A 23,477-nucleotide genomic window follows, 5' to 3' on the forward strand; every position below is an offset into this window, starting at 1 on the left:
ATAATAATTCCTCCCTTTATGCAAAAAAGCAGCGTCAGATCACAAAAGCAAGTAGATCAAAGGACTTGAAGGAAGCCCACAAAGGGGCGCATGACAACTTGCACGTTTTCGGAATAAGCCTCATGACGTGAAGCCCTTCAGAGGACTCCTATCGCCGATTCCTGAAGACTCACACGATCCCGACACGGGATCTTTGTGCGTTCTCTCATGCGCCCTCATCAAGTCATTCCCACGAAAGTGGACCTCCCGAACAATGCTCAAAAACAGATCTCCGATCGGGGTCGGAGACAACTTGTTTTTTGAAGCAAATTGCAGAGACGAAATGCCTATCGATGATTCGGAGGCATGCCCCTCTTGCCCTCATCAAACCACAAAGTATTTTTCCCAACAGACATGGCACGCATGATTTAACTCAGGCGTGCGTCTTATGTGGATGTTTTCGCATGTGCGGCGGCTATTTCATCACCACCATGCGTCGGGTCTCGGTGAAGGAGCCGGCGCGGAGGCGGTACACGTATACGCCGCTCGCCTGCGGCCCGGCGTTCCATACGGCGGTGTGTTCCCCGGCGGGCAGCCGTTCCGAGACGAGCGTCGCCACACGGCGGCCCATCACATCGAAGACGGTCAGTTCCACCGCCGCCGCCTCGGGCAAGGCAAAGGGGATGGTGGTGACGGGGTTGAACGGGTTGGGATAATTTTGGCGGAGTTCGTACGTCGTCGGCAGGTCGCCGCCGGAGTCCGTGGCGGTGACGAGGGCGGGGGTGTGGAAGACGAAGGCCCGCTCGTTCTCCACCGAGGCCACGCCGTCGGAGACGCGCACGGACCACGTGTACGTCGCGCCGGGGAGAAGACGGTCGCGGAGGTCGAGCACGAGCACGGTGTCGGCGCGGACGGTGCGCGTGGTGTCGAGGCCGGGGCCGGCGAGCGAAAACGTATACCGGAGCACGTCCTCGGCGTCCGGGTCGGCGGCGGCGTTCCACACGAAGCGGAGCGCCGGGCCGAGCGCCACGGGGTCGATCTCGGCGCCGTCGGCGGGCGCGGCGAGGCGCGGCGGCGTGGGCGCGGCGTTGGCGGCGGCGTTCTTCGCGCCCCACCGGAACGCGGGGTCGACCATGTATTCGAGCCGCCCGCCCTCGGGCGCTTCGAGCACGAGGCGCACTTCGTGATAGCCCCCCGCCATCGTCGTCGGGAGCGTCGCTTCGAAGAGTCCCGGCGCGAGCGTCGTCACGGGGAGCGTCTCCCATGCCGAAGCGCCCACCTTCCGGTGCGCCGCCTCCGCCGTCACGTCGTCGAACTGCGCGGCGAAGACGATGCGGTTGTCCGCGCCGGGCTCGAGCACGTCCCGCACCTCCCCGTTCGTCGTGATCTCGAACCGCTGAAGGTTCGACGGCTCGCGGAACTGAAGGTTGGAGTCGAAGACGAGCCGGGCCGTGGCGACCCCCGGCAGCCCGTCCACGCGATAGCCCTCGAACGTCCACACCAACACGTGCGGCCCCGGCGTGAAATGGAGGGTCTTCCCCACCGAGGCGAAGCGGTTGTTGACGACGCGGCCCTCCGCCACCACGAGCGGCAGTTCATCTCCGAAGAAAAGCTGATACGAAGCCGGCGCGCTCCGCGCCTCGAAGCCCGGATGGAAGAAAAAGGGCGGACGGGCGAAATAGATGCGGTCCCGCACGAACTCCAGCATTTCCCCCGACCAGAACGGCGGCCCGGAACCGATATGCAGAGGGATCACGGAGCTCGTCCACTGCGCGTCGGGCGCGCCTCCGAAGCTCCGATAAACGTTCATTCCGTCCTCCGTCGCTTCGAGCGCGGCGGTGGTGTACACCAGGTTGGCTTTCGTCAGCCGGTCCGGTTCCGGCGTCGTGGAGAGGTCATAGACCTCCTGAAAAACGGCGGGGAAGGCGAACGTCTCCGACGGCTTCGGGGCAAGGAAGACGGTGCGTTCGAAAGGCGGGGCAAGCTTCTGATGGGGCGCCTCCGGATCGAAGAAGGAGAGCTCGCCGCCGCTCGACAAATCCTGCACGTCGATGAAGGCGAGCGACGTCGTGGTCTCGTCCACGGCATACGTGTAATCGATGCGCCGGAAGGCGGCGGGGTCGTTTTCGAGGACCTGCGAACCCGAGACGCCTTTGAAGCGAAACGGGATGATGTAGTCGCCGGAGGGATCGCCGTAGACATAGACGACGCGCTGATACTCGTAGGCCCCGGAGAGCGTCGTCGTGCGCATTTCGTCATAGAGGGGATCGGTGACGAGCAGAAGCGAGAAGCCGTCGTCCCGGCTCCACAGCTCATAGTCGAAGGTGGGGGTGAGGGGGTGACCGGCGTCTCCGAGGGGGCGGAAAGCGAGGGTGTGGACGGCTTCCGTCGCGGACAGGTGCACGGGGGTCGCTCCGAAGACGGAGACGCCCTCGCGCACCACGACGGTGCGGCGCGCCGGAGTTCCGGCGGCATCGCCGAAGTCCTGATAGAGCGCCATCAGGTCGTACGTGCCTTCGGGGAGGAGGAACGCATCTTCCGGGCCGGGTGTGAGGAACGTCGCCGAGCCGGCGCCGAGCACGGCGAGCAGGAGCGGCGCTTCGTCGAAAGAAAGCCGGAGTTGATGCGCCTTGAGGACGGCGAAGGGGACGGCGACCGACCCGGCGGAGGAGGAGAAGCGCACGCGCCCGGTCAGCGGCGGCGGCAGGCCGCTGAAGCCCGCCGTCGCGTTGTCCACCTCGGCGGTGACGACGAACGGCTGCTCCGCCCCCGGCGCCACCGTGAGCACGCCCGGGCTGACGGAGACCGACACACCCGGCGCCTCCGGCCCTTCGACCACCGCCGAGAAGAGCCGCGCCTCCGCGCCGGGGTTGCGCACCCACAGCGTGTCGGCGCGCCTCCACACCGGCGAGGAGGCGTCGACCGTGCCGAACTCGAGGGCCGGCTCGCGCACTCCGGCAAAGCGTTCGACGGCGGCGCGCACGTCGATCCGTCCCGCGCCTTCGGCCCACACGTTCTCGCCGAGCGGCACGGCGGTGTTCATGAGCGCTTCCCGGACGTCGTCCGGGGTCCATTCGGGATGCGCTTCGAGCAGGAGGGCCGCCGCGCCGGCCACCTGCGGCGTCGCCATGGAGGTGCCGCTGCGCCGGGTGTACCCGCCGCCGATCCAGGGCGCCTCGACCTGCACGCCCGGCGCCGTCACTTCGGGTTTGATGCCGAGCGTGACCGCGCTGGGTCCGCGCGAGCTGAAGGACGCCACGTGGTCCGTCTCGTCGGAAGCGCCGACGGTGAGGGCGCGGCGCGCCGTGCCGGGCGAGTTGATGGTCTGATAATCACCGCCGTTGCCTGCCGCCACGGCGCATACGATGCCCGCCGCCACGGCATTGTCGAGGGCCTGCGAGGCGGCGTCGTCGGGGTTGCCCGGGCCGCCGAGGCTGAGGTTGATCACGTCCACGGCGTCGTCGGTGCCGGGATCGCCGTCGGGGTCCATCGCCCGCTCGACGGCGGCGATGACCGTCGAGATCATGCCGCCTCCGTTCTCGTCGAGCACCTTGAAGGCCATGATCCGGGCCCCGGGCGCGACGCCCCTGACCCTCTCGCCGTCGCCCGCGGCGATGCCCGCCACGTGCGTCCCGTGCCAGTGGTCGTCCATCGGGTCGTCGTCGTCGTGGACGAAGTCGTACCCGCCGAAGACCTTGAAGCCGGGCCCGAAGCCGCCGCCGAGGTCCGGGTGTTCGTAGTTGACGCCGGTGTCGATGACGGCGATGACGACGCCCCGGCCGCTGACGTCGAGCTCGGCGTGCACGCGGTCGGCTCCGATGAGGGCGTTGCTCGGCGCGTCCGTGGCGCGCACGGCGACGTCGGGATGGACACGGCGAACGTACGGCAGCCGGCGGATGCGCTCGACGACCCACCGCCGCGTCGTCAGGGCGATGCCGTCGAGGGCGGTGAGGTACTCGAAGCGAAACACGGTGCGCGCCGGAGCGAGCGCGCCGCCGGCCTTGGCCGCACCGCCGGCTTCGAGAGCCGCCACGTCGGCGCGGAACCGGTCGTGCTCCGCCGCGAGCGCCGCGCGGGCATTCGCCTTGCCCGCACCGTCCTCGATGAGACTCAGCGGCGGGCTTTCGAACTGCACGATCACGCCGACGACCTCGTTCATGTCGAGCGTATACTCCGCCGCCACGCGGTCGCCGCGGCGCCATTGCGCCGCCATGACGCCCTTCGGAACGACCGACCGCACGGGGTTGCCCGTCGCATCCTTCGCCGTCACCACGGTCTGCCCGAACGCGCCGCCTGCGCAGACGCACACGCATCCCGCGAGGAGGCCGAATCGGACGAAGGCCGGGATACGGGAGGCTATCTTCGCACGCAGGAGAGAAGGCATGGGCGCGGCGGGAAAGGCGGGGAACGAGAAGCCGGAACGCCTGCTCCGACGTCCTTCCGTTTCCCCTGATTCTCGCACGTTACGAGGCCTTCCGGTCCGGCGCAATCCTATTTCCGGCCCCTTTCCGGGCAGGAACGCACGCGGCGGAACGGGAGGGCTTGCGTCCCGCCGCGCCGTCCCTTATTTCATACAGCCCCGCGCGCGACGGAAGCCGAAACCGTCGAAAGGGCGACCGAAGAAGGACGGCATACGCTTTGCCTTCGTAACCTGCGCCCCGCTCCGAGGACCAAACCCCGCCCGTCCTCATAGAACGCCCTGTCCCAAATTTTTCGCTTTCAGAACCTCATGGCCAAGAGCAACCGGACCATCCTTTCGACCCGCGCGCTCCTCGGCGCGCTCCTCGGCACGCTCCTCGGCGCCGGCGCATGGTCCGCCCACGCCCAGATCTTCAAGCTTCCCCAACCCGACACCACCGCCGGCAACTTCTTCGGCGTCTCCGTATCGATCGACGGAACGCGGGCGCTGGTGGGCGCGAGCGCCGAAAACGTGTGCGGCGTGAATTCGGGAGCGGCGTACCTCTTCGAGCTCGACCCGGAGACCCGCGAGTGGGTGGAGCAGGCGAAGCTCACGCCGTCCGACTGCAAGGAGGGGCATTTCTTCGGACGCGCCGTCGCCCTGAGCGGCGACCATGCCATCGTCACGGCGTACCGGCCCTTTTTCAGCACGGCGCTTTCGAACGCAGCCTACGTCTTCGAACGCGATCCGGATACGGGCGCATGGCGCGAGACGGCCAAGCTCACGACCCGAAACACCGAGGAGGAAGGCGCCTTCGCCGCCACCGTCTCGCTCGACGGCGACCGGGCGCTCATCACCGCCGCGGGCGACCCCTCCGGCGGCCGATACGGCGGCGCGGCCTACATCTTCGAGCGTGAACCCGACGGACGATGGCGACAGAAGGCGCGCCTGACCGGGAGCGGCGGCACACGCTACGGCATCTTCGGCACGGACGGCGCGCTCGACGGCGACCGGGCCGTCGTCTCGGCCTCGACCTATTTCGCCGAAAAGCCCGGCTCGGTCTACATCTTCGAACGCGGCGCGAGCTCCGGCGCATGGAAGGAAGTCGCCCGCTTCGGGGACATCGAGGATTTCTTCATCTCCGTGGACATCCACGAGAACCGCGTCATCGTGGGCGAGAGCAAAGGCGGGCGCAAGGCTTCCGGCAAAGCCTCGATCTTCCGCCGCAACCCCGAAGGACGCTGGGAGCCCGAAGCGACGCTCTTCCCCGCACAGCCGTATGACGACGGCGGCTTCGGCACGGACGTGGCCATCCACGGCGACCGCGCGCTCGTCGTCGGCTATGACGAACAGCTCAGCTTCGAATTCAACATCGACCGCGTGGTGTACGTCTTCCGGTACGAGCCGGAAACGGAGGCGTGGGAGCAATCGCACATCATCGACGTGGGTCACGTGGCCTTCGGCTCGTCCATCGACCTCGGCGATCCGTACGCGCTCATCGGTCAGGCTTCGGAGCAGGAGCCGGGCGCCGCCTACGTGGTGCGCATCCACTGATTTCGTGTGAAAGACGGGGCGCGCGCGGGAAAGCTTGAAAGGTTCTCTCCAGCTTTGGTACCTTGCGGGGCGCCCATCTTCCGCCCCCTTCTCTTTTTCCTGACTCCACCCGACACGCAGCCGACCCATGCTTACGTTCCGCTGGTGGTCTTTCCTGCTCCTCTTGTTGTTCGGGGCCGGATGCGGCTCCGCCCTCGACGCGGCGCGGCGCGACGTGCCCGCCTATACGCGAAGCTCCGAGCACTACCGCAGCTTCGCCGACGCCGAGGCGCTCTCGGCCTATCTCCGCGCAGGCTCCGACGCCGGGCCGCTCGTGAGCGCCCATCGGGGCGGGCCGATGTCCGGTTATCCGGAGAACGCCCTCGCCACGTTCGAGCACACGCTCCGGTATGCTCCCGCCCTCATCGAATGCGACGTGCGCAGCAGCCGCGACGGCGTCTTCGTGCTCATGCATGACGAGACGCTCGACCGCACCTCCACCGGCTCGGGCCCCGTCCGCGACCACACGCTCGACGAACTCCGCCGCCTGCTCCTCGTCGACGACCGGGGCGTCACGACGCCGTTCCGCATCCCCACGCTCGCCGAGGCGCTCGCCTGGGCCGAGGGCCGCGCCGTCCTCACGCTCGACGCCAAAGACGACGTCCCGCCCCGCGACCTCGTGGCCGCCATCCGCCGGATGCGCGCCGAGAACCGGGTCGTGCTCATTGCCTATACGTTGGACCGGCTCCTCACGTATCATCGCCTCGCGCCCGAGATGATGCTCTCCGCCACCGTCGAGACGCCTGCCGACCTCGAAGCGCTCCTCGCGAGCGGCGTCGATCGTTCTCGGATCATCGCGTTCACGGGCGTCGGAGCGGTGCATCCCGAGGTGATCGCAGGGCTGCACGCGCACGGCATCCGCGCCATGCTCGGCACGTTCGGCGAGATCGACGGGCGCGCCGCGCACGCCGGGCCGGTCGTCTACCGGGCGCTTCTCGATCGGGGCGTCGACGTCATCGCCACGGACAACGTGCCGCTGGCGGCCCGGGCGGTGGAGCGCTATGCGATGCTGCCCACGCAGTGAGGACGCTCAGCCATTGCCTGTGAGGACGCCGCGCAGCCATGCTTCGAGGTGCGTCGTCGCGCCGGGCAAGAGCGGGATTGCGCCGACGCCGACCTCTTCGAGGGCCCGCCCGTGGCGGCTGGCCGCATACGCGCCCGGCTCCGGCTCGCGGTACGGATAGAGCGCCACCGCCTGCACGACGGTGCGCCCCTGCCGGTCCCGGTCGAGGATGGCGTCGCGGTAGCGGTGGAGCGCGTTGAGCGCGTCGGAGGGCGGGCCGGGGACGCCGAAGCGACGGACGTAGGCGGGCGAGGCGTCGAGGCGGTACTTGGCGTCGAGGACGTACCGGGTGCGCGAGGCGCCGGGGCCCCCGAGGGTGAGCACGAGGTCGGGTTGCTGGGGCACGAGGTAGCCCTTGCCGCCGAAACGCGGGTTGTACGTGATCGCGAGCCGGCGCCCGCCCGCGAGCGGGAACGCGACGGTCTGCGCCTGCCCGCGCCGGAGCCGCAACCGCAGCCCGTGCCGCTCGACGGTGAGAAGCTGTGCGGCGGGCAGACCCGCACCCGTCACCTCCGCCGCAAGCCGGACGAGCGTGAGAAAGCACCAGTATTCGTAGAGAAGGTGCAGGTCTTTCAGGCTGAGCGCGAGCGGGCCGCCTTCGAGCGTGAGTCCCCGGCGCAGGAGCAGACAGGCCTGATAGGCCTCGCGATAGCCGGGCGCGGTCAGGAGGCGGAGCGTGGGCGGCGCGGGCGTTTCCGCTTCGAGGTCGCGCCACGGCTCGAGGGCGGCCAGGCGCGCCACGCGCCGGCCCATGTCGTCGAGCTCCCGGAGCGCCTGTGCATGGCGAAGGCCCGGACGACGCCGGCGCTCTTCGGCCGAGAGGCGGGCCAGGCGCGCCCGGACCTGCCGGAGCTGCGCCGCGAACCACCGGTGCTCGGGCGTGTCGCGCGTATAGACGGCCCGGCGCGCCGGGAGCCGCCGCCGCACCGGAAGGCCGCCACGTATCGTCTGAAAATCGCCGTGCCCGCCGCCTTTGCGCACGGCCCGGCGCACGGCGGTGTCCGAACGGCGGATGCGCTCGACGCGCACAGGCTCGGCGACCCGGGCCAGCCCCCACCGGGGATGCCGCGCCACGTAGTCGAGCGCCTGCTCGAGGTCGCCGAGAACGTGGCGAAGGAGCGTCGCCCATGCGGCGGCCTCCGGACGCCGCCGCGCCGCGGGGTGCGCCGGGCGAACCGTCGCCCGCAGGTACTCGAACGCCAGCCCCTCGGCGATCTCCTCCACGTCGGCCCGGATCGCCTCATAGTCGCGGCGGTAGTCGAGCTTCGAAGGAAACACCTCGACGGTGAAGGCGACGTGCGGCACGCCGTCCACCTCGACGACGAAGCGGCTCTCCCCCACCTGTCCCCCGAAGTTGACCGCTCCGTGCACGATGCGCCCGTCCTCGGAGGCATGCAGTCCACGCACGAGCGCCGGATCTCGATGGCGCACGGCCACACGCGCCCCCTTCCGGCTTCGCACGAGAAGCATATAGTCGGTCTGCTCGAAGAGACGCGCCTCCGCCCGCGTCTCCACCCTCGGCGCCACGCCCGGCTGCAGGGCGCGCACCTCCGGCCCGGACGCCTCCCCCACCGGCGGGGTCACCGGACGCTTCGCCCGCGCCCGGCTCCACACCAGCCGCACCGCCCCGGTCTCTATCGTGAAAAGGGTCATGAGCGTCTGAAGGTTCGAACGTTGCGGTTCGAGTGCACCCGAACGGACGCACGGCATCCCCGTGAGTCATTGTCCCCGTGGGACGTTCCCGCGCACCAGCACGCTACGCGCTCACCTTGTGATACTGCCGCACGGCAAGCGTGACGAGGACGACGGCGAACGCGACGAGCGCCCAGAACTGCGTCTGCACGTCCCAGAAGCCCGCTCCCTTGAGGAGCACCCGGCGCATGATCTCGATAAAATAGGCGATGGGATTGAGGAGCGTCAGCTTCTGCGCCCACCCCGGCATGCTCTCGATCGGCGTGAAAAGCCCGCTCATCAGGATAAAGACGACCATGATGAACCACGCGATGAACATGGCCTGCTGTTGCGTCTCCGTGATCGTCGAGATCCACAGTCCGAGGCCGAGCATGCCCACCATGTACACCCCGGTGAGCCCGAAGATGAGCCACAGGTTGCCGAGCATCGGCACGTGAAAGACGACTTTCGCCACCACCAGCCCGGCCGCCAACTCGACGAACGAGAGGAGCCAGAAAGGCAGGAGCTTTCCGATGATGAAGTCCCGCTTCCGGATCGGCGTCACGTTGAGTTGTTCGATGGTGCCGATCTCCTTCTCCCGCACCACGTTCATCGACGAGAGGAACGTGCCGATCATCGTCACGAGAAGCACGAGGATGCCCGGGACCATGTAAAATTGATAGTTGAGGTCCGGGTTGTACCAGTGGGAGAACACCACCTCGAGGATCGGCTGCGCGAACGGGTCCGGGGGCGGCGTCCCGAAATCGATCTGGAGGTCCCGATTGTACGAGGAGAGGATGCGCACGGCATAGGCTTGCACGACGCCCGCCGCCGCGCCGTCCTGTGCGTCGAGGATGATCTGCACGGGAGCCGTGCCCGTCTGCCGAAGGTCCCGCTCGAAGTCTGCCGGGATGTGAAGGATCATCCGTACGTCGCCGCGCTGCATGGCCGCGTCGGCATCGGCCGTCGAGAACGTCCGATGGCGGATGGTGAAGTACCCCGACGCCGTGAAATGCTCGACGAGGCGATGCGAGGTCGTGCTCCCGTCCTCGTCGATCAGGCTCACCGGCGTCTCTTTCACCTCGAACGTGGCCGCGAAGGAGAGCACGAGCAGTTGAATGATCGGAAGCACGAAGATGATCGGCAGCATCGCCCGGTTCCGGAAGATCTGCAAGAACTCTTTCTGCAAGAGGAACAGGATGGTGCGCATAACGGATCCGTAGGATGGCTGCGGCGCCCTCAGGCGAGGCGGTCATTGAAATTTTTGACGCTGACGGCAAGGAAGAACAGGGTCATCCCGGCGAGAACCAGGGTTTCCTGCCAGATGTCGCCAAAGCCCACGCCCTTGATCATGAGCCCCCGCACGATGATGAGGAACCACTTCGCCGGGACGATGTGGCTGACCATCTGAAGCGGGAGGGGCATGCTCGAGACGGGGAAGATGAAGCCGGAGAGGATGACCGTGGGCAGGAGCAGGCCCGAGAGCGAGACCATCATCGCCGTCTGTTGCGTGCGGCTGCGCGTGGAGATGAGGATGCCGAGCGAAAGCGCGCACCCGATGAAGAGCAGACATTCGAGCATCAGCAACGTGAGGCTGCCGCGCATCGGCACCTGAAACACCGTGCGCGCGAGCGTCAGGATGACGCTGACGATAGCGAGCGAGATGACCAGATACGGGATCACCTTGCCGACGATGATCTGCGCCGGCTTCAGGGGCGAAACGAGGAGCACCTCCATCGTCCCGGTCTCTTTCTCGCGCGTGATGGTGATGGACGTCATGAGCGCGCACACGAGCATGAGGATGAGCGCGATCAGGCCGGGCACGAACAGAAAGACGCTCTTGAGCTCGGGGTTGTACCGCATCCGCACCTCCGGCACGATGCGCACACCGCCCGCCGGACCGGTGGCGAGCCGCCGTTGATAATCCTGAAGGATGGACGTCGTATAGGCGAGCGTGGTGTTCGCCATGTTCGGATCGGAGGCATCGGTGAGCACCTGCACCCGGGCCACGCCGTCGTGGGCGAGGCGATGCGCGAAGTCCGGTTCGAAGATAATCGCCTCTTTGGCCCGCCCCTTCTGAAAGGTCCGTTCGATCCCGATCTCGCGCGTCTGATGCCCCACCCCCTCGAAGTACGGCGACGCGAGCACTTCGCTCTTGATGGCCTGCGTCACGTAGTCGCCCGAGGGATCGACGAGCAGCACACGCACGTCGTTGACTTCGTTCCGGATGGCAAAGCCGAAGAGCACGAGTTGAATCACCGGCATACCGAAGAGGATCACGAGCGTCCGCCGGTCGCGGAGGATGTGATAGAACTCTTTGAGCACGAACCCCCTGAATGCGTTCATCCGCCCCCTCCCTGCGCCGCTGTTTCCCCGGCCGTCTCCGCCCCGCCCCGCGCCAGTCGGAGAAAGACCTCGTTCATCGTGTCCACGCCGAATTTCCGTTTCAACTCGCCCGGCGGCCCCATCGCCTCGATCCGCCCGTCGACCATGATGCTCACGCGGTCGCAATATTCGGCTTCGTCCATGTAATGCGTGGTGACGAACACCGTCACGCCCCCGGCGGCGGCCTCATAGATGAGGTCCCAGAACTGCCGCCGTGTGATCGGGTCGACGCCGCCGGTGGGCTCGTCGAGAAAGACGATCTCGGGTTCGTGGAGGATGGCTACGGAGAAGGCCAGCTTCTGCCGCCACCCGAGCGGGAGCGCGCGGATGCGCTCGTCGCGGACGCCGGTCAGGCCGAGTTCTTCGAGGAGCTCCGCCGTCTTCTCCTTGATGGCGCGGTTCGAGAGGCCGTAGATGCCGCCGTAAAATCGGATGTTCTCGCGCACGGTCAGGTCCTCATAGAGGGAGAAGCGCTGGCTCATGTAGCCGATGTTCCGCTTGATCTGCTCCGGCTGTGTGTACACGTCGAAGCCGGCGACGCGCGCCTCGCCGGAGGTGGGTGCGAGCAGGCCGATGAGCATACGGATGCACGTCGTCTTGCCCGCGCCGTTGGCCCCGAGGAAGCCAAAGATCTCTCCGCGCTCGACGGAGAAGGTGACCTCCTTCACCGCGATGAAGTCTCCGAAGGCGCGGGTGAGCCGGTTCACTTCAATGATGGCCATCGTGCGCCTCCTCCTGCGCCTGCATCAGCGCCATGAATACGTCTTCGATGCCCGCCCGGATCGGCTCCACCTCGGCGTCTTCGAAGCCCCTGCCCCGAAGGTATTGCCGCAGTTCGTCCGGGTCGGCGGTTTCCCGGGCGTCGGTGTAGTGGATGGAGTCGCCGAAGGCATACACGGAAAAGGCGTGCGGATAAGCCCGGAGCGCCTTCAGGAGCCGGTAGCGGTCGGAACCGCGCACGGCGAAGAGCGGTCGATCGTACGTCGCCTCGATGCGTGCGGGGGTGTCTACGCTGAGCAGCCGCCCTCCCTGCATGAGCGCCACCCGGTCGCACAGCCGCGCCTCGTCCATGTATGGCGTGGAGACGACGATGGTGATGCCGGAAGCCTTCAGCCGCCCGAGCATCTCCCAGAACTCCTGCCGAGACACCGCGTCGACGCCCGTGGTGGGCTCGTCGAGGAAGAGCACGCGGGGACGATGGATGAGCGCGCACGAGAGGGCCAGCTTCTGTTTCATCCCGCCCGAGAGCTTGCCGGCGGCCCGGTCCCGGAAGGGTTCGAGCGGCGCGTAAATGCCCTTCACGAGGTCGTAGTTCTCTTCAACGGTCGTCCCGAAAACGGAGGCGAAAAATTTCAGGTTCTCCTCCACGCTGAGGTCGGGATAGAGGGAGAAGCGCCCCGGCATGTAGCCGAGCCGGGGCCGGAGCCTGCGGTAGTCGTTCACCACGTGCAGCCCATCGACGAACGCCTCCCCGGCGTCGGGCAGCAGCAACGTCACGAGTATGCGGAAGAGGGTCGTCTTCCCCGCGCCGTCGGGACCGATGAAGCCGAAAAGCTCGCCTTCCCTGACGGAAAAGGAGACCCCGTCGACGGCCCGCACCGCTCCGAAGTTTTTCACGATATCCCTGACGACGACGGCATCCATGGCGACCACAGGTTCGGGCGGAGGAATCAGGGGGTGGACGACTCGGCGGCGAAGCGGACCTCGCCCGGCATGCCGATCTTGAGCACGCCGTCCGGGTTGGGCACGCGCACCTTGAAGGCATAGACGAGGTTGACGCGTTCCTCTTTCGTCTGGATCAGCTTCGGCGTGAACTCGGCCTCGGAGGCGATCCACGTGACCTCGCCTTCGAGCGCGCGGTTCTCCGTCCGGTTCTCGTCGATGAGCACGGTCACGCGCTGCCCGAGGCGCAGATGCGGCAACTGCGCCCCGCTGACGTATGCCCGGAGGTCCATCGCGTCGAGGTCGGCGATTTTGTACAGCGGCTTGCCGGCCGCCGTCATCTCGTGCGGCTCGGCGAAGGTGACGAGCACCGTGCCCGCCACGGGGTTGACGATGCGGCTCCGCGCGAGGCGGTCCTCCACCTGGTCGATCTGCGCGTCGAGCGCCGCAAGTTCGGCCTCGATGGTGGCCGTCTGCGTACGCACGGACTGGATCTGGCGGTCGAGCACGTCGATCTGCCCGAGGATGTCGTCCCACTGTTTGCGGGGCGCGGCCTCGCTCTTGAGCAGCTTCTCGAGACGCGCCTTCTCGGTGAGCGCGACCTTTTTCTGCGCTTCGATCACGGCGATTTGAGCGCGCACGCCCTGCCGCTTCGTCCGCACCGCCTCGCGGCCGGCGCGAAGCTGCGCGCGCTGAAGCGCAAGCTGCGTCGTATCGACGAGGCCGACGACCGCGCCGGCCTCGAGCCGCTGCCCCTCCTCGACGTCGAAGGCGAGCAGCCGACCCGTCGCCTCGGAGGAGATGAGGGTCTCCGTCGCCTCGAAGTTGCCGTAGGCGTCGGACGTGGCTTCGTCGTTCCGGCAACCCGCAAGGAGTCCCGTGCACATGAGAAACGCCGGGAGAAGGAGGTTCACCGGCAGGCGGCCGGGCAAAAAGTGAGGTCTGTTCATGATGCTCCTATCGTGGTCAGATACCGGACGCGGGCCTGGATGAGCTGCAACCGGTGCAGCCTTCGGGTAAGCCGCGCCTGATGTTCGGCGTTGCGTTCGATGAGGTAGTCGGTGGCGGTGATGACGCCGTTTTCGAGTTGGCTGGCGGCCTGCGCCGTGATGCGCGCCCGAAGCGTGATGATCTCGTCGTCCCGTTCGAGCAGTTCCTCCAGCCGCTCGAGGTCGTGCCGCATCTGCTCGGCCGCCACGTCGATCTGTTGCGTGAAGGCCGCTTCCTGCGCGTTGACGACCTGCCGCTGCAAGGCCAGCGCCTCCCGGTCGCGACGGCTCATGTGCCAGTCCCAGAAGTTCCACTGCACCCGCACGCCGAACGAATAGAACGGCTGGAAGGTGTTCTCGAAGATGTCGAGGCCGGGCGGACGTCCGTAGGCGGCTTCGGCGAAGCCGGAGACGCGCGGGCGGGTCTGCCGCTCCGCCAGGCGCTCCTGCTCGACCAGCAGGGTCCGGTTCAGCTCGAACGCCCCGTACTCGGGCCGTCGGTGTGCCTCCGGGCGCGCGCCCTCGACCCTCACCGACGGCGGCTCCAGCACCGTGTCCTCCGGCAGCGGACGTCCGAGCAGCGTGCCGAGCACGGCCAGCGCGGACCGGCGCTGCGCGTCCACCTCCGCCTGCTGCTGCGCCACCTTGAGCAACTCGACCGTCAGCACGTCCACGTTCGCGCGCATCCCGACGCCCGAGGCCACCTGCGCCTCCACCCGACGGAGCCGCGCGCGCAGATCTTCTTCCAGCACCGCCAGCGAAGCCGCGCGCGCCTGCTGCACCAGCACGCCGAAAAACGCCGCGTTCACCTGATCCCGCAGTTTGTACACCTCCACGGCCACCGACTGCTGCGCCAGATCCCGCTGCGCGTATTCGAGCGCCCGCTGCCTCGCCGTCAGGCCGCCGTCATAGATCAACTGCTCCACGTTGAACGAGACGCGGTACTGATCCTTGCTGATCGTCGGCAGCGTGAAGCCCGGCGCGCTCAGAGGAAACTCCGGCACGCTCGACTGATACGTGGCCTGCCCCCTGAGCGAGACCCCCGGCAGAAATCGCGCGTTGAGGTTCCGCACCTTCAGCTCGGCGATGGACGCGCGAAGCGGCGCTTCCGCCTGCAACGGATGATGCGCTTCCGCCTCCCGGTAGCACACGTCGAGCCGCAACGTATCGGAGGGCGTCGTGAAAAGCATCAGGACGAGTAAAAAGGTCATGGCTTCAAAGCATGGTGAATGAAGCGGCGCACTTCCCGCTTGCGCTGTTGCAAAAAGTCAAGATAGGCGTCATCGTCGAGGCCGGTCACCGTCTGCAAAATGGGGCGGGCGATGAAGGGAAACAGGCAGAGCGCCACCAGATTGGCGAACAGATGCTCCGGCATGATGGGCCGGATCTCTCCGCGCACCACCGCCTCCCGCACTTCCCCCGAAAGCTTTGCAAAGGCGCCCTTCGCAAACGTTTCCCCGAATCGCCGCAGATGATCCGGATGGTGGTTCAACTCTTCCAGGATGAACGCCGGCGCGTCCGGATTGGCAAACACCTGATCGAGGTAGACCTCGATGAACCGATCAATTTTCTCGAACAACGGCAGATCCGCCCTGAGCACGTCGAGGACCGGGGAGAGCACTTCCCTGGCCGTCGCCTGAAACACCGCCTCGAAGAGCTTTTCCTTGCTGCGGAAATAATAGTGCAGCATCGACTGGTTGATGCCCGCCCGCCGCGCGATCTCCTGCATCCGCGCGCCGTGAAAACCGCGCTCGTGAAAGATCGCTTTCGCCGCTTCGAAGATCTTCTTCTCGGTTTCCTGTGCCATCGTCCGGTAGCATATGCCCCATTTTTCGCATCCAAGTTAAGCGAACCAACCGTTTGATTCAATCATCTGATTGACTTTTTCCCGACCAAATGAATCCGGAACGAACCTCTGAGGGGCGACCTCTGACGACAGGCCCCGGAAAGGGCGCTGCCTTTCCCGTCATCGTCGCCTGTTGGACCGGAGGGCTACGAAACTTCAGACGGCTGACCCATCCGGCGGCGGTAGGTCCCGGAAGAGATCGGCACACCTTGCAAACCGTTCGGCCTCGCCGATGAGCACCAGCCGGTCACCGGGCTCGATGCGAAAGTCGCCCGAGGGGTTGGCGATGGTGCGACCGTCGCGGCGGACGGCCAGGACGGTGAGGTTATAGCGCTGCCGCAAGCCCACCTCGGCGAGCGTCTTGCCGGCCACGGGGGCGCCCGGGCGCACGGCCACGGCGCGGGTATGCAGCCCTTCCTCATCGAGCCCCTGCAGCACCATCATGTGGGCCTCCTGAAGCTGGCTGCGAAAGACCTGATAGTCCCCCGAGCGGAGAGCCGCCACCTTCCGATTGATCTCGTCCGGAGGAATCATGTAGGCCGCCAGCACATTGGTGAAGATGCGCACGGACGTCTCCAGCTCTTCCGGCACCACGATGTCCGCCCCGGCCCGGTGAAGCCGTTCGATGTGGTCGAGGAAGCGGGTGCGGGCGATGATCTGGACGGTGGGGTTGAGGTAGTGGGCCACCTCGACGGTGCGAAGGGTGGCCGCCTCGTCGTTGATGGCTACCACGAGCAGTTTGGCCCGGTTGATGCCCGCGTGCTCGAGGAGGTGGGGGCGACCGGCATCGCCCCGCACCACGTAGATGTCGGCCTTCTCGGCACGATCCGCCAGCACCGGGTCCATCTCGATGACCTCGAACGGAAGGCCCGTGTCCTTGAGCACCTGCGCCAGGCGTTCGCCGGCAGGACCGTACCCGACAATGATGACATGGTCCTCCAGCGGCGGCACAGAAGCCTCCCCTCCACCCGACAGGTCGTCCGAAAAACGGTCCGTCCGGATCATCCACCCGGCCAGACCCTGCCCGACATTCATCAGGAAGGGCGTGGCGGCCATCAGCAGCACCGTCACGGCGATGAATGTTTGCACGCCTTCCACGCCCAGACCCGCCGGCGTCAGCCCGACGCGCTCTCCGGCCCGGGCCAGCACAAACGAGAACTCGCCGATCTGAGCCAGTCCCAGCCCGGCCACCACCGCCACACGCATCGGATACCCCACAAACCGTACCGTGGCCGTCGTCAACCCCGCTTTCACCAGGAGCACCACCCCCGCCACCCCGAGCACCAGCGGCAGGTTATCCACCAGAAAACCGAGGTCAAGCAGCATGCCGACGGAGACGAAGAAGACGGCGTTGAACAGCGTCCTCAGCGGCAGGATCTCGCTCAGGGCGTAGGCGCTGTAGCGGCTCTCACTCACCACGAGCCCGCCCAGGAAGGCGCCCAGAGCCAGGCTCACGCCGGCCAGACTCGTCAGCCACGCCGTCCCGAAGCAGATCGTCACCACGGTGGGGAGGAACAACTCGGACCGCTCCGTGCGGGCGATGCGCTCGAGCAGGGGCGGCAGCAGCTTGCGGGCCACCACCAGCACCGCGGCGATCAACAGCACCGCCTCGACGAGCGCCCGGACGAGCGCCAGCGGCGTGCCGCCCTGCCCCCCGAGCGTCGGCACGAGAAGCACCATAAGGATGATGGCCAGGTCTTGAAAGATGAGGATGGCCAGAGCCACTCGTCCCTGAGGGGTGTCCGTTTCGTCATGGTCGTCGAGCAACTTGAGCACGATGGCCGTGCTGCTGAGCGCCACCAGACAGCCCGTGAAGACGCCCACGGGCCAGGCCACTCCGATGATGAGCAGAAGAAGCACCGTCACCGACACCGTCAGTCCCACCTGCAGACCGCCGGCGAAGAAGATCAGGCGACGGATGCGGCTGAGCCGCTCCAGGCTGAACTCGACGCCGATGGTGAAGAGCAGCAGGATCACCCCCACCTCGGCCATCCCGTCGATGAGGGCCTGGTTCGTTACCAGTCCCAGCGCCGTCGGACCGATGACCACGCCCGCCAGCAGAAATCCAACGATGGGCACCAACCGAATGCGATAACACAGGTAGGCGATCAGCACGCTCCCGGTCAGGAGCGCCACGATCTCGCCGAGAAACGGCAGGGTTACCGCAAGGACGGGATTCCACATGAGAAGCGGCAGCGGAGGAATGGAAAAACCACTTGCTTGTTGGTCTATATAAGAAATGCCGAACGGAGAATGGCAAGCCTGCCCCACAAAAGCCGGCGTGGCTAGCCCCGAAGAGCCTCATACAGCGCCTTCAGGAGCGTCCCGTTCGCGTCGCCGGTGTGCTCCCAGTACATGACGCCGCCCAGCCCGCGGGTCCGCGCGTACCGGGCCTTCTCCCGGAGCGAGGCCTCGTCTTCGTAGGAGATAAAAACGAGCGAGTCCGGCTGCCAGAGATACGGCGCTTTTGCGGCGTCGTCCCAGTGCCGCTCGTAGCCGTTCTTGCCGATGTACCGGTCGGCGAGAACGTGGTAGGGATAGCTTTCGACCCGGCCCTCATAAGGCTGATACAACCCGTCGTTCTCCGGACGGACGCCGTGCCATCCGTAGCCGTAGAAGGCCGCCCCGAGCACGACCTTCCGCGCCGGAACGCCCGCCCGAAGCAGCGCCTCCACCGCCTCCGCACCCGACGGCGCCGCGACGCCCGAGGGCGGATACAGGTTGGCGTGATGCCCCGTGCGCTCCGTCCACGGGCCGTGGAAATCGTACGTCATCAGGTTGATGAAGTCGAGGTAGGCGACGGCGGCGCGGAGGTCGGTGTGCGCCAGATACTCCTCGCCCGCCCCGGCGGCGATGCTCAGTTCGTAGCGGCGCCCTTCGGCGCGACCGTCGCGGACGCTCTGCCGGTCGAGGTGCTCGCGGAGCGTCCGGAGGAGCAACGTGAAGTTCTCCCGGTCCGCTTCGCGATACACGTTGTCCTCGCCGGGCTGCCCCGGATACTCCCAGTCGATGTCGAGGCCGTCGAGTGCGAAGCGGGTCATCAGCGCCACGGCGCTTTGCGCGAACGTCTCGCGGGACGCCTCGGTGAGCGCGGCGTCGGAGAAGTTTTCCGACCATGCCCATCCGCCGACGGAGAGCAGAATTCTGAGCTCCGGATGCCCGGCCCGGAGCGTCGCCAGACGGGTGGGGTCGTCGGGGTTTTCGAGCACCACGGAGTCGTTCCGCACGTTGGCGAAGGCATAGTTGATATGTGTGAGGCGGGCCGCGTCGGCCTCGCGCACGTCCCCCCCGCGCGGGCCGAAGAGGTAGCCGACGAGCCGGTAGGTCTCCGCCGGCGCACCACCTTCCCGCGCCTCGTCGCACGCGGTCAGGCCGACGGCGAGCGCCGTCAGGGCGAACGCGCAGGCCACCGCCCGCAGAGGTCGTCTTTTGCCGTTCATATCTTGATGAAGATGCGTCGCCGGTAGAGCACCCAGGCGACAAACCAGAAGAGGACGACGTGGGCGAGGGCGAAGAGGAGCGAGCCGTTCATCGGACCGGCGAGGGCCGCGAAGACGTTCCGGTACAACCATCCGTAGGCGCTCGTCGTCTCGCCGCCGCCGGTCGGCACACGCACCCAGTAGATCAGCACGAGCACCCAGAAGATCGAGAGCACGTACACGAAGAGCGGGTTCATGCCGAAGACCCGGAGCGGGTGCGTCCATGCCTTGTACCCCTTCACGTCGATCAGCCAGACGAACCATGCCAGGCACACCATCGCGATGCCGCCGGTATAGAGCACGTACGAGCTCGTCCACAGCGGCTTGTTGATGGGGAAGGCAAGGTCCCACACCAGCCCGCCGAAGATCAGCGCCGTGCCCGCGAGCAACATCTTGAGCACGGCGTCTTCGAGCCGGGCCTCGGACTGTATGAGCCGCCCGGTGAGGTAGCCGAGGACGACCGTCACGGCGGCGGGGAGGGTGCTGAGCAGCCCTTCCGGGTCGAACGGCACGCCGAAGCCTTTGTACACGTGGTTCTCTCCGAAGACGAAGAGGTCGATGCGCCGGGGAAGGTTCGTCTCCAGCCCGTACGGGTCCGCCCCGCCGAAGCCCCACAGCAACAGCCAGTACCCCACGAGGATGCCCGCCGCCGCCACGACGAGTTGCTTCGGCTTGAGGTAGAGACAGAGCAACGCGCCGAGGCCGTACGCCAGCGCGATCCGCTGAAGCACGCCCATGATGCGGAGCGTCGCATAGTCGCGGACGTACGGGAAGCCGTTGAGGACGAGCATCCCGATGGCGAAGATGATCACCACACGCCGCGCCGTCTTCTTGAGCGCCGCCGGAGTGGGCCGGTGGTCGTATTTGGCGAAAGAGAACCACATCGCCGCGCCGACGATGAAGAGGAAGAAGGGGAAGACGAGGTCGGTGGGTGTGGCGCCGTGCCATTCCGCATGGCGAAGCGGCGCGTACACGTACGACCAGCTTCCCGGGGTGTTGACGAGGATCATCCCGGCGATGGTGAGGCCGCGAAAGGCGTCGAGCGCGACGAAGCGCTTTTTGAGGAGGGGGCTGTCCGCGAGTGCCTCGGAGGCCGGAGCCGCCGTGGAGGCAGGGGCCGTGGTCTGTGCGGGAGTCATGATTGGATCACCGCGGAGAGTTTGGTCCAGTGTTCGGGCGTGGGGGCATTGGCTTCGAAGATCACGATGCCGGAGGCGCCGCCGGCCCGCGCGCGCCGGGCGGCCTCGGCCAGTTCGTCGGGGGTGAGGGCGGGGACGAACAACCCGGCATAGAGCGGGATGCGGCCGCCGAGCGCCGTCACGCCTTCCCGCGTCGCCTCCTCGATCCACGCCACGGGCTTTTCGTAAAAACTGTGGTAGATCATGGGCATCACCGCGTCGAGGTCCCACCGGGGCCAGTCCTGCCGGACGAGCCGCCGCGCGATGTCGGGCGTGGGAAAGACCGCCGCCGTGAGCTGCCGGTCTCCGGCATGCGCCACGTCCGCCAGGCGCGCCACCACCTCGGTGATGCGGTCGTACCGGAATCGCCGCCAGGCCTCCGAAGCGGGCGGGTCTTCGAGGTCGAGCGGATCGACGCCGTGCTCGTCCCTGAACGATGCGCGGCACACGTCGCAATAACAATAGTCGAACTCGGGGTATTCCTTGTCCTGAACGAGGTCGTATTTCTCCCACAGCGCGACGGGGAGGATGACGTCGGGGTAGCGGATGTAGTCGAGGTGGAGGCTCGTCACGCCGGGGACCTCGGCCATGCGGCGGTAGTCTTCGGCGAGATAGGCGCGCACCGGCTCGCGGGTGGGGCAGAGGAACTTGTAATAGGGCACGTACGGCGGGTCGGTGGCGGTGGACTTCCCGAGCCGGTTGACGGCGTACCACTCGGGGTGCGTCTCCTCCATGCCGCCGCGCATCATCGTGGGGATCCAGGCATGCGTCTCCAGCCCTTCCGCCTCGGCCACGGGCGCCACCCCCGCGAGCGCGTCCGGCTCACGCACGTGCACGAGGAGCGCGTCGATGCCGGCGGCGCGCCACTGCGCGAACTTCGGCTTCAGCGACTCTATATCCGAGAAATCGCCGCCGACCCAGGCCCAGTTTTTTTGCGGAAAATCGGCCGGAGCCGCGCCCGTCGGAGCCGCAAAGGCCGGCAGCCGCCGCCCCGCCACACCGAGCGCGCCCGAAGCCATGAGCGCCAGAAACTGCTTTCGATTCATCGTGTGTCCTCCACAGGTTCGTGTTCGTCCACCCACACCTTTCCGTCGTCTCGGATGTGCACCGTCGCGCCGCCGAAGCCGGGGGCGACGATCTCGTACAGGCTCGCCGTGACGAAGAGCTTCGGCGCGAAGGCGAGGCCCTCCACCGTGAGGTCCCCGGCATGGAGCGCGGCGAGGTCGGCGGCATAATGCCCGTGGACCTCCCGGTAGGCGCGCTGCCGCTCGTACAGCCTCCGGAGCGCCCGTTTCACCCGCTCGTTCGAATCCGGCGCGAAAAGCTCCTCCCCCGTCCCGGCGACGAGGCCCGAGAACTGCACGAAGCCCCAGTGCTCGGGCCGGTGCATGGCGATGGCCCCCTGCGGCGACCACACCCAGTTGTCCTCGGGCAGGGGCTTGCCCGTGTCCGGGTCGCGGCGCTTCACGTACGCGCCGTCGGCGACCTCCACGCGCCACTCGACGCGGGAGAAGTTGACGCGCCACTGTTCGCCGGGGCGCGGCCTTCGGCGTTCGGGCGCGGCCTCGCGAAGCACGCGCCACGGGATCGCCAGCTCCACCGACCAGCCCCGGTCCGCGTCGCCGGGGCGGTTGAGCGTGCCGTCGATGTCGATGCCCGTCTTCAGCCCGCGCACGTCCCATGCGTCGAGGGGCGGACCGCCGTCGCGGTAGGGTTTGAGGAGCATCAGATCCCACACCGTGGCGAGGGCGTTGACCTCGATCTCATAGTAGTCGTGCGTGTCGCCGTCGGGGTCGATGAAGACCTCGAAGTCGTTGTCGTGGAAGATGACGGCGTCGCGTTCGGTGAGCGTGGCCCAGACGTCCGGCTCCTCCATTACGGCGGCCACGTAGAAGTAGTCGTCGTCCCAGAGCATTTTGGCGCGGGTGCGGAAGCGGGGCGCGGGCCGCGCGTCCCCCTCGATGTCGACGAAGGCTTCCGTCCACGGCGCTTCGGCCCACGCCGCCTCGTCCACGCGCCCGTCGATGACCGGCGGCGCGGGCGCGCGGTAGCAGACGTACTGCCGGGGCGCGGGCTGCGCCACGACCGCGAGCGCCGGAACGAGGCTCCCGAGCGCGGCGAGCATCCAGGCGAGACGAAGGGGGTTCACGGGGTGGGTAGGGTTTGTGTGGGTGTGCGGATGAGGAACGCCCCGCCGAGGCGCGCGTGCCGGGCGGCGAGAACCTCTCGAAAACATGCGTTTGCCCTGCGCGAGGTCACGCGCGGGCGGCGTCACGAGGCGACGCGCGGCGTTTCGGCGGGGGTGTTTCGGGCGGCGAGGGCCAGCGCGCCGAGGAGCGGAGCGTCGCCGCCGAGCCTGGAGTGCACGATCTTCATCGGGAACGGAAGCGTTCCGGCGACGACCTCGCGGATGCGCCCGGCGATCCACGCCTCGTTCTGCGCGATGCTGCCGCCGAGCACGAGCACCTCGGGGTCGAGGAGCGCGCCGACGGCCACCACCGCCTGCGCCAGATAGTCGGCGGCGCGATGGACGAGAGCGATGGCCTCGGCGTTGCCGTCGCGGGCCTGTGCGAAGACCTCCACGGCCTCGCCGGGTGCGCCGTTGCCGCCGTGCCGTTTGGCCCACGTGCGGGCCAGCCCGACGCCGCCCGCCGTCAGTTCGAGGCAGCCGTTGCGGCCCCAGTCCCTGCCGAGATGATCGGGGTCGGGGACGAAGAAGCCGAGTTCGCCCGCGGCGTGATGCGCGCCGCGCCACACCCGCCCCTCGACCACGATGCCCGCGGCCACGCCCGTGCTCACGGTCAGGTACACGAGCGAGCGCGCCTCCCGCCCGGCGCCGAAGGTATACTCCGCCATGGCGGCGGCGTTGACGTCGTTCTCGATGGTTGCGGGGGCGTCGAGGCGTTGTTCGAGCAGCGCCGTCAGCGGCACGTCCGACCAGTCCAGGTTGGCCGCATAGAGCACCACGCCCGCGCCCACGTCGGTGATGCCCGGCGCCACACAGCCGACGCCCGCGAGCGCCTCCGGCTCCCGCCCGAGCGAGCGGAGACACCCGCGCACCTCCTCCGCGATGAACGCCACGAAGCGCTCCGGCTCCGGCACCTCCGGCGTGGCTCCGGTCTTCCGGACGAGGATCTCCTGCGGGTGGTCCACGGGCGCCAGCGCACACCGTACGTTCGTGCCTCCGATGTCAATGCCGGCCAGAAGCCGGGGCGGCGAAGAAAGGGACATGC

At 67.5% G+C, this 23,477-nt stretch carries 17 protein-coding genes; 2 read left to right on the top strand and 15 right to left on the bottom strand.

What is annotated here, in order from left to right; all coding sequences use genetic code 11:
- Nucleotides 1–454: 454 nt before the first annotated feature.
- Complete coding sequence (locus AC1HIY_RS12510) at nucleotides 455–4,363, bottom strand: S8 family serine peptidase (protein ID WP_479577079.1); 3,909 nt, start codon at nucleotides 4,361–4,363, stop codon at nucleotides 455–457.
- Between the two features lie 345 nt (nucleotides 4,364–4,708).
- Here AC1HIY_RS12510 and AC1HIY_RS12515 point away from each other — a divergent pair, with 345 nt between their 5' ends.
- Entirely contained in the window at nucleotides 4,709–5,932 is a 1,224-nt protein-coding gene (locus tag AC1HIY_RS12515; RefSeq protein ID WP_479577080.1) for an FG-GAP repeat protein, read from the top strand.
- Between the two features lie 127 nt (nucleotides 5,933–6,059).
- Entirely contained in the window at nucleotides 6,060–6,995 is a 936-nt protein-coding gene (locus AC1HIY_RS12520) for a glycerophosphodiester phosphodiesterase family protein (RefSeq protein WP_479577081.1), read from the top strand.
- Nucleotides 6,996–7,001: 6 nt separating this feature from the next.
- Here AC1HIY_RS12520 and AC1HIY_RS12525 read toward each other — a convergent pair whose 3' ends face one another.
- The 14 genes from AC1HIY_RS12525 to AC1HIY_RS12590 form a co-directional block, all read right to left on the bottom strand.
- Nucleotides 7,002–8,687, bottom strand: coding sequence for a DUF2357 domain-containing protein (locus tag AC1HIY_RS12525; RefSeq protein ID WP_479577082.1), 1,686 nt, complete (start codon nucleotides 8,685–8,687; stop codon nucleotides 7,002–7,004).
- A 103-nt stretch (nucleotides 8,688–8,790) separates the two neighbouring features.
- A complete protein-coding gene (locus AC1HIY_RS12530) occupies nucleotides 8,791–9,915 on the bottom strand; it encodes an ABC transporter permease (protein WP_479577083.1) in 1,125 nt (374 codons plus the stop codon).
- A 29-nt stretch (nucleotides 9,916–9,944) separates the two neighbouring features.
- A complete protein-coding gene (locus tag AC1HIY_RS12535; protein WP_479577084.1) occupies nucleotides 9,945–11,051 on the bottom strand; it encodes an ABC transporter permease in 1,107 nt (368 codons plus the stop codon).
- On the bottom strand, nucleotides 11,048–11,812 hold the full coding sequence (locus tag AC1HIY_RS12540) for an ABC transporter ATP-binding protein (RefSeq protein ID WP_479577085.1): 765 nt from the start codon (nucleotides 11,810–11,812) through the stop codon (nucleotides 11,048–11,050). The genes AC1HIY_RS12535 and AC1HIY_RS12540 overlap by 4 nt, the downstream gene beginning before the upstream one ends.
- Nucleotides 11,799–12,734 carry an ABC transporter ATP-binding protein gene (locus AC1HIY_RS12545; RefSeq protein ID WP_479577086.1) on the bottom strand — a complete coding sequence of 312 codons (936 nt, stop codon included), beginning with the start codon at nucleotides 12,732–12,734 and terminating at the stop codon, nucleotides 11,799–11,801. The genes AC1HIY_RS12540 and AC1HIY_RS12545 overlap by 14 nt, the downstream gene beginning before the upstream one ends.
- A 26-nt stretch (nucleotides 12,735–12,760) precedes the next feature.
- On the bottom strand, nucleotides 12,761–13,702 hold the full coding sequence (locus AC1HIY_RS12550; protein WP_479577087.1) for an HlyD family secretion protein: 942 nt from the start codon (nucleotides 13,700–13,702) through the stop codon (nucleotides 12,761–12,763).
- The gene (locus AC1HIY_RS12555) at nucleotides 13,699–14,952 is read right to left on the bottom strand and encodes a TolC family protein (protein WP_479577088.1); all 1,254 of its coding nucleotides are present in this window, start codon (nucleotides 14,950–14,952) and stop codon (nucleotides 13,699–13,701) included. The genes AC1HIY_RS12550 and AC1HIY_RS12555 overlap by 4 nt, the downstream gene beginning before the upstream one ends.
- Nucleotides 14,949–15,548 carry a TetR/AcrR family transcriptional regulator gene (locus tag AC1HIY_RS12560; protein ID WP_479577089.1) on the bottom strand — a complete coding sequence of 200 codons (600 nt, stop codon included), beginning with the start codon at nucleotides 15,546–15,548 and terminating at the stop codon, nucleotides 14,949–14,951. The genes AC1HIY_RS12555 and AC1HIY_RS12560 overlap by 4 nt, the downstream gene beginning before the upstream one ends.
- 195 nt (nucleotides 15,549–15,743) lie before the next feature.
- Nucleotides 15,744–17,771 carry a monovalent cation:proton antiporter family protein gene (locus AC1HIY_RS12565; protein ID WP_479577090.1) on the bottom strand — a complete coding sequence of 676 codons (2,028 nt, stop codon included), beginning with the start codon at nucleotides 17,769–17,771 and terminating at the stop codon, nucleotides 15,744–15,746.
- A gap of 101 nt (nucleotides 17,772–17,872) precedes the next feature.
- A complete protein-coding gene (locus tag AC1HIY_RS12570) occupies nucleotides 17,873–19,027 on the bottom strand; it encodes a glycoside hydrolase family 18 protein (protein ID WP_479577091.1) in 1,155 nt (384 codons plus the stop codon).
- Nucleotides 19,024–20,205, bottom strand: coding sequence for an acyltransferase family protein (locus AC1HIY_RS12575; protein ID WP_479577092.1), 1,182 nt, complete (start codon nucleotides 20,203–20,205; stop codon nucleotides 19,024–19,026). The genes AC1HIY_RS12570 and AC1HIY_RS12575 overlap by 4 nt, the downstream gene beginning before the upstream one ends.
- Nucleotides 20,202–21,290 (bottom strand): glycoside hydrolase family protein, encoded by a 1,089-nt coding sequence (locus tag AC1HIY_RS12580; RefSeq protein ID WP_479577093.1) that lies wholly within the window; start codon nucleotides 21,288–21,290, stop codon nucleotides 20,202–20,204. Before AC1HIY_RS12580 ends, AC1HIY_RS12575 begins: the two co-directional genes overlap by 4 nt.
- On the bottom strand, nucleotides 21,287–22,393 hold the full coding sequence (locus AC1HIY_RS12585) for a carbohydrate-binding family 9-like protein (protein ID WP_479577094.1): 1,107 nt from the start codon (nucleotides 22,391–22,393) through the stop codon (nucleotides 21,287–21,289). The genes AC1HIY_RS12580 and AC1HIY_RS12585 overlap by 4 nt, the downstream gene beginning before the upstream one ends.
- 122 nt (nucleotides 22,394–22,515) lie before the next feature.
- Nucleotides 22,516–23,475, bottom strand: a complete 960-nt coding sequence (locus AC1HIY_RS12590; protein WP_479577095.1) for an ROK family protein — start codon at nucleotides 23,473–23,475, stop codon at nucleotides 22,516–22,518.
- Nucleotides 23,476–23,477 lie beyond the last annotated feature (2 nt).

The sequence above is a fragment of the Rhodocaloribacter sp. genome (assembly GCF_056451265.1).